Source organism: Belnapia sp. F-4-1, from assembly GCF_000802185.1.
In the GTDB taxonomy this organism is placed as follows: domain Bacteria; phylum Pseudomonadota; class Alphaproteobacteria; order Acetobacterales; family Acetobacteraceae; genus Belnapia.
Genome location: NZ_KN676113.1, coordinates 1419761 through 1429494, shown reverse-complemented (window position 1 = coordinate 1429494; position 9734 = coordinate 1419761). Strand labels below are relative to the sequence as shown.

General features: G+C 71.6%; 12 protein-coding genes and 1 pseudogene. 11 read left to right on the top strand and 2 right to left on the bottom strand.

Annotation, left to right across the window (positions count from 1 at the left end; translation table 11 throughout):
- The 5 genes and pseudogenes from LH62_RS31450 to LH62_RS06905 form a co-directional block, all read left to right on the top strand.
- Nucleotides 1-273 (top strand): annotated as a pseudogene (locus LH62_RS31450) (thiosulfate sulfurtransferase); the annotation flags it as partial.
- Nucleotides 270-1025 carry a ComF family protein gene (locus LH62_RS06920; RefSeq protein ID WP_052213828.1) on the top strand — a complete coding sequence of 252 codons (756 nt, stop codon included), beginning with the start codon at nucleotides 270-272 and terminating at the stop codon, nucleotides 1023-1025. The pseudogene LH62_RS31450 and the gene LH62_RS06920, both read left to right, overlap by 4 nt.
- A gap of 62 nt (nucleotides 1026-1087) precedes the next feature.
- Nucleotides 1088-1327 carry a hypothetical protein gene (locus LH62_RS06915; protein ID WP_043360163.1) on the top strand — a complete coding sequence of 80 codons (240 nt, stop codon included), beginning with the start codon at nucleotides 1088-1090 and terminating at the stop codon, nucleotides 1325-1327.
- A gap of 31 nt (nucleotides 1328-1358) precedes the next feature.
- A complete protein-coding gene (grxC, locus tag LH62_RS06910; RefSeq protein WP_043360161.1) occupies nucleotides 1359-1616 on the top strand; it encodes a glutaredoxin 3 in 258 nt (85 codons plus the stop codon).
- Nucleotides 1617-1715: 99 nt separating this feature from the next.
- The gene (locus tag LH62_RS06905) at nucleotides 1716-2195 is read left to right on the top strand and encodes a DUF1178 family protein (protein WP_043360159.1); all 480 of its coding nucleotides are present in this window, start codon (nucleotides 1716-1718) and stop codon (nucleotides 2193-2195) included.
- A gap of 39 nt (nucleotides 2196-2234) precedes the next feature.
- Here the strand turns inward: LH62_RS06905 and ubiG are convergent, their stop codons facing one another.
- Nucleotides 2235-2927 carry a bifunctional 2-polyprenyl-6-hydroxyphenol methylase/3-demethylubiquinol 3-O-methyltransferase UbiG gene (gene ubiG / locus LH62_RS06900; RefSeq protein WP_043360158.1) on the bottom strand — a complete coding sequence of 231 codons (693 nt, stop codon included), beginning with the start codon at nucleotides 2925-2927 and terminating at the stop codon, nucleotides 2235-2237.
- A gap of 108 nt (nucleotides 2928-3035) precedes the next feature.
- Between ubiG and LH62_RS06895 the strand changes: the two genes are divergently transcribed.
- The 6 genes from LH62_RS06895 to LH62_RS31035 all read left to right on the top strand — a co-directional run bounded on the left by LH62_RS06895 (nucleotide 3036) and on the right by LH62_RS31035 (nucleotide 9116).
- Entirely contained in the window at nucleotides 3036-4259 is a 1224-nt protein-coding gene (locus tag LH62_RS06895) for an aspartate kinase (RefSeq protein WP_043360155.1), read from the top strand.
- The gene (locus tag LH62_RS06890) at nucleotides 4259-5299 is read left to right on the top strand and encodes a nitronate monooxygenase family protein (RefSeq protein ID WP_052213826.1); all 1041 of its coding nucleotides are present in this window, start codon (nucleotides 4259-4261) and stop codon (nucleotides 5297-5299) included. Before LH62_RS06895 ends, LH62_RS06890 begins: the two co-directional genes overlap by 1 nt.
- Nucleotides 5300-5524: 225 nt before the next feature.
- Nucleotides 5525-6874 (top strand): IS1182 family transposase, encoded by a 1350-nt coding sequence (locus tag LH62_RS06885; protein ID WP_043359747.1) that lies wholly within the window; start codon nucleotides 5525-5527, stop codon nucleotides 6872-6874.
- 45 nt (nucleotides 6875-6919) lie between these two features.
- Nucleotides 6920-7756: a helix-turn-helix domain-containing protein gene (locus LH62_RS06880; RefSeq protein ID WP_255360014.1), complete on the top strand. Its 837-nt coding sequence runs from the start codon at nucleotides 6920-6922 to the stop codon at nucleotides 7754-7756.
- Between the two features lie 74 nt (nucleotides 7757-7830).
- On the top strand, nucleotides 7831-8961 hold the full coding sequence (gene ispG, locus LH62_RS06875) for a flavodoxin-dependent (E)-4-hydroxy-3-methylbut-2-enyl-diphosphate synthase (RefSeq protein WP_043360151.1): 1131 nt from the start codon (nucleotides 7831-7833) through the stop codon (nucleotides 8959-8961).
- Nucleotides 8962-8963: 2 nt separating this feature from the next.
- Complete coding sequence (locus tag LH62_RS31035) at nucleotides 8964-9116, top strand: hypothetical protein (protein WP_160299789.1); 153 nt, start codon at nucleotides 8964-8966, stop codon at nucleotides 9114-9116.
- Between the two features lie 24 nt (nucleotides 9117-9140).
- On the opposite strand, the gene LH62_RS06870 is transcribed toward LH62_RS31035, so the two are convergent.
- Nucleotides 9141-9722: a DUF4142 domain-containing protein gene (locus tag LH62_RS06870; RefSeq protein ID WP_052213822.1), complete on the bottom strand. Its 582-nt coding sequence runs from the start codon at nucleotides 9720-9722 to the stop codon at nucleotides 9141-9143.
- Nucleotides 9723-9734: the final 12 nt, after the last annotated feature.

The window sequence follows — 9734 nt, the reverse complement described above, 5'->3', positions numbered from 1 at the left end:
GCGCCCCCCCGCCTCGCCATTCCCGAGTTGCAGGCGCTCCTCGCGGCCCCGGTGCGGCTGCTGGCGGGCGGCCTCGCCGCCTGGCGCGAGGCCGGGCTGCCCTTCGCGGCCAATCGCCGCACCCCGGAGGATGCCGACTGCATCGACACCTATCTCCGCCCCTATGACCGCAACGAGGGCGTCGAGGCGGCGATGCACGAGTACCTATCCTGGGAGATCGATCTGGTTCACGAGGTCGCCCGCGACGGCGACGCCCGCTTCGGCCGGATGTGAGCGGCCTCGCCCGCCTCGGCATCCGGGTTTTGGATGCCCTTCTGCCGCCCCACTGCCTCACCTGCGAGGCGGAGGTCGGCGAGCAGGGCACGCTCTGCGAGGCCTGCCATGGCGGCCTCGCCTTTCTCGCCGAGCCGCTTTGCCCGCATTGTGGCGTTCCCTTGGGTGGCGTTCCGCTCGCCGCGCCCGCCCCGCTCTGCCCCGGCTGCGAGGAAAGCCCGCCCGCTTTCGCCGCCGCCCGCGCCGCCCTGCGCTACGACGCCGCCGCCCAGCGCCTGTTGCTGCCCTTCAAATATGCCGACCGCACGGAATATGCCGGCTTCCTCGCCCGGCAGATGGCCCGGGCCGGCACGCCCCTGCTGGCCCGGGCCGACCTCATCGCTCCGGTGCCGCTGCATTGGCGCCGCCAGTTCGCCCGGCGCTACAACCAGGCTGGGCTGCTGGCCGCCCGCCTCGCCCGCCAGGCCCGCAAGCCCTATGCCCCGCGGCTGCTCCGCCGCATCCGCCGCACGGTCCCGCTCGGCGAACTGGGCGCCGCCGAGCGCGAGGAGGCCTTGCAGGGCGCCTTCGCCCTCGGCCGCCGCGCGGCTCCGCGCATCGCCGGCCGCCGCGTGCTGCTGGTGGATGATATCCTCACCTCCGGCGCCACCGCCGATGCCTGTGCGCTGGTGCTGCTGGCGGCCGGCGCCGCCGCGGTCGATGTGCTGGCCGCCGCCCGCGTGCCCGATCCGAGGATTCCGGCTTCACAATAACCTCGCCTTAATGGGGATCGGCGAGACTGCCCGCATCAGCCAGTACGGACGGATGCGGCAAGATGCCCGAAACCCCCGAGCCCGACCCCTTCACCATCCCGCCCCCGCCGGCGGAGCCCATCCTCAGCCGCCGCACCCCGGCGCCGGCGCCGCCCGAGCCGCCCCACCCCGCCGCAGGGCCATCACGCTCCGGCCGCAGCGCGGAGGAGGAGCATGCGCTCCGCCATTTTGCCCTTGCCCTTGCCCTGGTCTTCGCCCCGGCGGCGATCCTGCTCAGCCTCGCAATCCTTCCTGGCCCTTGATCCGCGTGGGTCGGGTGCCAAGCTCCAGGCCATGCCCAAGGTCGAAATCTACACCATCCCGTTCTGCCCCTACTGCGACCGCGCCAAGGCGCTGCTCGGCAGGAAGGGCGTGGCGTTCGAGGAGATCGACGCCCCCACCGGTTCCCAGGCCCGGAAGGACGCCATCGCCCGCTCCGGCGGCCGTACCACCGTTCCGCAGATCTTTATCGACGGACAGGCGGTCGGCGGCTCCGACGACCTTTCCGCCCTCGACCGCGCCGGCCGGCTGGACCCGCTGCTCGTCGCCTGAATTCCGCCGGCGCAAAGGCTTGGCACTCGAATTGCTCGACTGCCAGGCTATATTGCAGGCCGGTTGCGGCCCATCGGTGGGCCCAGGGATGAGCGGGGAATGATCCACTACGATCTGCGCTGCGGCGCCGGGCATGACTTCGACAGCTGGTTCAAGGACAGCGAGGCCTTCGCCGCCCAGGCGAAGGCCGGCTTCGTCGAATGCCCGGCCTGCGGCTCGAAGGATGTCAGCAAGCGGCTGATGGCTCCGGCCATCCCGAAGAAGGGGCGTAGCCGTGCGAAGGAGGTTCCGGCCCCTGTCGCCGAAGCTTCCGTCGCCGAGGCCCCGGCGCCTGCCCCCGCCGCTCCGCCGCCCCCCATCCCGGCCCAGATGGTCGCCTTCCTCCAGCGCATGCGTTCCGAGATCGAGAAGCGCGCCGACTATGTCGGCCGCGACTTCGCCGAGGAGGCCCGCAAGCTCCATCGCGGCGAGAGCGAGCGCACCGCCATCTACGGCGAGGCCTCGGATGCCGATGCCGAGGCGCTGCGGGACGAGGGCATCGAGGTCGCCCGCATCCCCTGGGTGCCGCTGGCGGACTGAGCCCGCGACGGGTCCCCGCGGAGCCGCGTCGTGGGGAGGTCAGCGCGCCATGACGATATAGTTGACGCCCACATCGCGGCTGACCCGCCAGCCGCCGCCCGCGCCCATGCTCAGCCCGGCGATGTCCGCAACGCGCAGCCCGGCCGCCCTGAGATCGGCACCCAGCTCCGCCGGCCGGACGAACATCCGCCAGTCATGCGTCCCCACCGGCAGCAGCCGCAGCAGGTATTCCGCCCCGAGCTTCGCCATCAGGAAGGAGCGCGGCGTCCGGTTCAAGGTCGAGAGGAAGACCGGCCCGCCCGGCTTCACCAGCCGCGCCAGCTGCCGGCAGAACTCCACCCGGTCCGCCACATGCTCGATCACCTCGAGGGCGATGACGGCATCGAAGCCGCCTGCCTCCAGCGTCTCCGGCATCCCCTCCCGGTAGTCGATGGCGAGACCCTGGCCGGCGGCATGCGCCCTGGCCGCCCCGAGCGCGCCGGCGGCGGCATCCAGCCCCGTCACCCGCGCCCCGGCCCGCGCCAGGGCCTCGCTCGCCAGCCCCGCCCCGCAGCCGACATCCAGCACCCGCATCCCGTCGAGCTTTCCGCCGAGCCGCCCGATGATCCAGCCCATACGCGCCGGGTTCATCGCGTGCAGCGGCGCCATCGGCCCCTTCGGGTCCCACCATTCGGCCGCCAGCCGGTCGAATTTGGCGATCTCCGCGCCGATCGCGGTTCCGGGTCCCGGCATGTGCGCTCCTCTTCCGGTTGCGGCCCGCGGGCCGGATCGGTATCTGTGCCGCCCTTCCCGTGGCCGCAACTGCCGCCACGGCCCTAATTCGGACCCAGACGCCCCGCCATGGCCCGCATCGTGATGAAGTTCGGCGGCACTTCCGTCGCCGATCTCGACCGTATCCGCAACGTCGCCCGCCGCGTCCAGCGCGAGGTGGAGGCGGGGAACGAGGTCGCCGTGGTGGTCTCCGCCATGTCCGGCGTGACGAACCAGCTCGTCAAATGGTGCCAGGAGCTCTCGCCCCTCCATGACGCCCGCGAATACGACACGGTTGTTGCAACCGGCGAGCAGGTGACGATCGGCCTGCTGGCCATCGCCCTCCAGACCATCGGCGTCGATGCCCGCTCCTGGCAGGGCTGGCAGGTGCCGATCCTGACCGATGCCGCCCACGGCAAGGCCCGCGTCGAGAGCATCGACGGCTCCCTGCTGATCGAGCGGATGCAATCCGGCCAGGTACCCGTCATCGCCGGCTTCCAGGGGCTGGAGCCGGAGCGCAACCGCATCACCACCCTCGGCCGCGGCGGCTCCGACCTCTCGGCCGTCGCCATCGCCGCCGCGGTGAAGGCGGATCGTTGCGACATCTACACCGATGTCGACGGCATCTACACCACCGACCCCCGCATTGTCCCCCGCGCCCGCAAGCTGGAGCGGATCAGCTACGAGGAAATGCTGGAACTTGCCTCGGTGGGTGCCAAGGTGCTGCAGACCCGCTCGGTCGAGCTCGCCATGAAGCAGCGCGTGCGGGTGCAGGTGCTATCCAGTTTCGAGGACAAGCCAGGTTCCCTGGTGGTGGATGAGGACGAGATCGTGGAACAGCCGGTCGTGAGCGGCATCGCCTATTCCCGTGACGACGCCAAGGTGACGCTCCGCCGCGTACCGGACCGGCCGGGCGTTGCCGCCAACGTCTTCGGCACGCTGGCGAAGGCGAACGTCAACGTGGACATGATCGTCCAGAACATCGGCGCCGACGGCACCACCGACATGACCTTCACCGTCGGCAAGGCCGACCTCGCCCGCGCCCAGGACGTGCTGGAGAAGGCCCGCGCCGATATGGGCTTCGAGAGCCTCGTCGCCGACCCCGACGTCGCCAAGATCAGCGTCGTCGGCGTCGGCATGCGCAGCCATGCAGGCGTCGCCAACACCATGTTCGGCGCGCTCGCCGAGCGCGGCATCAACATCCAGGTCATCTCGACCAGCGAGATCAAGGTGAGCGTCCTGGTCGGCGCCGACTACACCGAGCTCGCCGTCCGCGCCCTCCACACCGCCTACGGCCTGGACGGGCCCGGCTGATGGACGGCATCACCCCCGCCGCCACGCCCGGCATGGCCGCGCTCGACCGGCTGATGGCCCGTGGCGCGGCTTTCCTCGGCAGCCGCTACGCCATCCTCGGCGGCGCCATGTCCTGGGTCAGCGAGCGCAACCTCGTCGCCGCCCTTTCCAATGCCGGCGCCTTCGGCGTCATCGCCTGCGGCGCGATGGAGCCCGACCGGCTTGCCCAGGAGATCGCCGGCACCCAGGCCCTCACGCGCCGCCCCTTCGGCGTCAACCTGATCACCATGCACCCCCGGCTGGAGGCACTGGTCGAGACCTGCCTCGAGGCCAAGGTCGGCCACATCGTCTTCGCCGGCGGCATCCCGCCCGGCTCCGCCATCAAGCGGGCGAAGGAGGGCGGCGCCAAGGTCGTCTGCTTCGCCCCGGCCCTCGCCTTGGCGAAGAAGCTCGTCCGCTCCGGCGCCGATGCCCTGGTCATCGAGGGCTCCGAGGCCGGCGGCCATATCGGCCCCGTCTCCCTCAACGTCCTGGCGCAGGAGATCCTCCCTGCCATGGCCGACCAGGTGCCGATCTTCGTCGCGGGCGGCATCGGCCGCGGCGAGGCCATGCTCTCCTACCTCGAGATGGGCGCCGCCGGCGCGCAGCTCGGCACCCGCTTCGTCTGCGCGACCGAATGCGTTGCCCACCCGCTGTTCAAGCGCGCCTTCATCCGCGGCGCGGCGCGGGACGCGGTGCCGACGCTGCAGATCGACGAGCGCTTCCCCGTCATCCCCGTCCGCGCGCTCACCAATGCCGGCACCAAGCGCTTCATGGCCCACCAAGCCGAGATGCTCGCCAAATTCCAGTCCGGCGAGCTGTCGAAGGAGGCCGCCCAGCTCGAGATCGAGCATTTCTGGGCCGGCGCCCTCCGCCGCGCCGTGGTCGATGGCGATGTGGAGAACGGCAGCCTGATGGCCGGCCAGTCCGTCGGCATGGTGGACCGCGAGGCCCCGGCGGCCGAGATCATCGCCGAGCTGATCGGCCAGGCCGCCGCTGCCCTCGCCCGCCGGGGAGGCTGAGCCGCAGCGGGTGACGGGCGCATAGCACGCGCAACCGGGGATGCGATTCGGTTTGCCGCAAGGCCGGCCAGGGTCTAAATCCCAGTGACGTGTTGGACACCATGAAACGCCCCGAACCCACTGCCGGCGAGGCTGCCCGGCTTGGCGAGGAGTTGCGCGACGCTCGCTTCGCCCTAGCAGCTTGTCGGATTCCCATCTGGCCTGAAATGGGCGAATCTGGCGGGCATGACAGGGTTCATTCCGTTCAGCCGCGAGCAGGCCTTTCTGCTGCCGCCGGATGCCAAGGACTGGTTGCCGGCGGACGACGTGGCGCACTTCGTAGTGGCGGCGGTGGACCGGGTGCCGCTCGGCGCCTTTGCGGTGCGGCCGATCCCGGGCGGCAAGGCGCAGTATCACCCGCGCCTGCTGCTGGCGCTGCTGATCTACTGCTATGCGAACGGCATCTTCTCCTCGCGGCGGATCGAGCGGGCGACCCACCGCGACATTGGGGTGCGCTACGTGGCGGCGAACCTGCACCCCGACCACGACACCATTGCCGCCTTCCGCCGGGCCAACCGCGCTGCCTTCGAGGCGGCCTTCCTGCAGGTGCTGCTGCTGGCGCGCGAGAGCGGCCTGCTGCGGCTCGGGACGGTTTCGATCGACGGCACCAAGCTCGACGCCAACGCCTCCAAGATCCGCTCGGTGCGGTATGACCGCGCCAAGGCGCTGCGCGTCAGGCTCGCTGCCGACATCACCGACCTGACCAACCGCGCCGAGGCGGCCGACGCTGAGGCCCAGCCCGACCCGCAGGCGCTGCCCGCTGAGATCGCCAGGCGCGAGGCGCTCAAGGCCAAGCTCGATGCCGCCTGCGCCCGGCTGGAGGCCGAGGCCCGTGCCGAAGCCGAGGCCGCCCGACCCGAGTATGACGCCAAGCGCGCCGCCTACGAGGCCAAGACGGGCCGGCGGGGCCGCCCGCCCAAGCCGCCCAAGGACGATCCGCCGCCCGAGCGGCAGTCCAACCTCACCGACCCCGACAGCGCGCTGATGCGCCGCTCCGACGCCCATGAGTACCGCCAGGCCTACAACGCCCAGGCTGTGGTCTGCGCCGAGGGCTCGCAGCTGATCCTCGCCACCGGCGTCGTCGCCACCTCGGCCGATGCGCCGAGCTTTGCCGCAACCATCCTCGGCATGGAGGGCGGCATCGGCCTGCCACAGACCGTCCTCGCCGACACCGGCTTCGCCTCAGGCGAGGCAGTTGCCGCCCTCGAGGCGCACGGGATCGAGCCGCTGGTCGCCATCGGCCGGACCCAGCCGCACCGCGCCTACGACTTCCGGCCGCCACCCCAGCCCAGGACGCCACGCCGCATCACCGAGCCCTGGCGCCTCGCCATGGTGGCCAAGCTCGAAACCCCTAATGCCAAAGCCCGCTACGCCCGTCGCAAGCAGACCGTCGAGCCCGTCTTCGGCACCATCAAGTCAGCCCTCGGCTTCACCCGCTTCCACCTCCGCGGCCTCGCCAAGGTCACCAGCGAGTGGACCCTCGTCGCCCTCGCCTACAACTGCCGCAGGCTCCACAACCTGCGGCTCGCAGCCTGATCGCGCCTCAACCCTCGGCCTGACACCAAGTGCAAATCCGACAGGCTGCTAGGCCTTTCCGTCGAAGACATTGCCGCCTCGCTCCGCATCCGCCGCCCCTATCTGGTAGCGCTGGAGGAAGGACGCGTGCGCGATCTGCCGGCCCCCGCCTATGCCGTCGGCTTCGTCCGCACCTATGCCCGCACCCTCGGCCTCGACGAGGACGAGGTCGTCCGCCGCTTCCGCGAGGCCAGCGGCCCGGCGGTGCAGCGCAAGACCGATCTCGTCTTCCCCGAGCCGGTGCCGGAGCGCGGCCTGCCTGCCGGCGCGGTGGTCCTGGCCGGCGCCGTGCTCGCGGTCGGCGCCTATATCGGCTGGTACCAGTGGTCCGGCAGCGGCGACCGCACCGTGGATGCCGTCGCTCCGGTCCCGCCCCGCATCGAGCAGGCCGCCCGGCTGGAGCCGGCCCCGGCGCCCAGCCTCGCCACGCCGCCGCCCGCCCCCTCGCCGACAACCGCGCAGGCGGCGCCGGTGCCGCCCCTGGCCCCTGCCGCGGCACTACCCGCAGCTCCGGCCGCAGCCCCCCCGGCCGCCGCCGCAACCGAGGGCCGCATCCTCATCCGCGCCAGGGCGGATAGCTGGATCCAGCTCCGCGACCGCGGCACCGGCACGGTGATCCTCAACCGTGTCCTCCGTCCGGGCGAAACCTATGCCGTCCCGCCGCGCGAGGGCCTGCTCTTCTCCACCGGCAATGCCGGCGGGCTCGACATACTGGTGGATGGCCAGCCGATACCCGCCCTCGGCGGCGCCCAATCCGTCCGCCGCGACCTGCTGCTGGAGCCGGACCGGCTGAAATCCGGCCAGCCGCCCCAGCCCGCCGCCACGCCGCGCCCGGCGCAATAGGCCACCAGGCCGCTTGGGCAATCCGGCCCGCGCTGCCATATTGCCCGCCAGGACCCAACCGGGATTTTCACCGCATGAGCTATCGCCCGTACCAGATGATCACCCGGCGCAAGTCGCGCCAGATCATGGTGGGCAAGGTGCCGGTCGGCGGCGACGCCCCGATCACCGTCCAGACCATGACCAACACCCCGACCGAGGATGCCGCGGCGACCATCGCCCAGATCCGCCGGGCCGAGGTGGCGGGCGTCGACATCGTCCGCGTCTCCTGCCCGACGCCGGAAAGCACCGCCGCGCTGCATGAGATCGTGCGCGAGGTGAACGTGCCCATCGTCGCCGACATCCACTTCCACTACCGCCGCGCCATCGAGGCGGCGAAGGCGGGTGCGGCCTGCCTCCGCATCAACCCGGGCAATATCGGCAGCCCCGAGCGGGTGAAGGAGGTGGTGAAGGCCGCGCGCGACTACGGCTGCTCCATCCGCATCGGCGTCAACGGCGGCTCGCTCGAGAAGCACCTGCTCGACAAGTATGGCGAGCCCAACCCGGATGCGCTGGTCGAGAGCGCGCTCTGGCACGCCGCCCACCTGCAGGACAACGACTTCCACGAGTTCAAGATCAGCGTGAAGGCCAGCGACGTCTTCCTGGCCGTCGCCGCCTACCAGCAGCTGGCCGAGGTCTGCGACCACCCGCTGCACATCGGCATCACCGAGGCGGGCGGCAAGCGCACCGGCACGGTGAAGAGCGCCATCGGCCTCGGCAACCTGCTCTGGTCCGGCATCGGCGACACGCTGCGTGTCTCGCTCTCGGCGGAGCCGGAGGAGGAGGTGCATGTCGGCTGGGAGATGCTGAAGTCCCTCGGGCTGCGGCACCGGGGCGTGAAGATCATCTCCTGCCCCTCCTGCGCCCGGCAGGGCTTCAACGTCATCAAGACGGTGGAGACGCTGGAGGAGCGGCTGGCCCATATCGAGACGCCGGTGACGCTCTCGATCATCGGCTGCGTGGTCAACGGCCCCGGCGAGGCGCTGATGACCGATATCGGCCTCACCGGCGGCGGCGCCGGCCGCCACATGATCTACGCCTCCGGCAAGACCGACCACACCATCGACGAGGCCGCCATGGTCGACCACCTGGTCGAGCTGGTGGAGCGCCGCGTCGAGGCGATCAAGGCCGCGGACGCCGCCGAGAAGGCCGCGCTGGCGGCCGAATAGCGGTGAACGGCCTCGGCTTCTCCGCCCTGCTGCTCGGCCGGCTGAAGCCGCGGGAGGAAGCCGCGCCCCGTGACCTCCGCCGCTTCGGCTGGATGCTGCTGGCCGAGCTGGTGCTCTTCCTCGCCCTCACCCTGGCGGACCGCCTGCCGCGCTGAGACGGCAGGCGGTCCCGGGGTGCCTCAGCGGTGGCTGTGGCTGGCGGTCCGCGCGCTCGTCCGCGCCCCCTCCAGCCGCTGCGCCGCCTGCAGATGCTCCTGCAGCAGCGGCAGGTGGCGCTGGGCGAAGGCCTTCACATCCGGGTCCGTCCCGTCCCGCGCCTCGGTCTGGAAAGCCGTCACATCCTCCTGGTGGTCCGCGACCATCGCCTGGGCGAAGGCACGGTCGAAGGCCCGGCCGCGCATCCCGGCCAGCCGGTCATACATCGCCTGGTGATGCGCGCCCATGCTGTCCGGCGGGGTGATCTGCTTCTGCTGGGCGAGGGCCAGCATCTCTTGGTTGATCTGGGTGTGGTCCGTCACCATCCGCTCGCCGAGGCGCCGCACCGCCGGGGAATGGCCGCGCTGCTGGGCCAGCCGGCCCATCTGCACCTCGGCGATGCCACCGCGGGTCGCCGTCGTCATGAAGCCGGCATCGGTGGTGGAGAGGGTCGGGTTCACCTGCGCCTTCGCCGCGGCGACCGTGGTGTCCGCCGCCTGCTGCGTCTGCGCGCAGCCCATGAGCAGGGCGGGCATCAGCGCCGCCGACCAGAGCCATTGTCTCATCCTGCGTCTCCT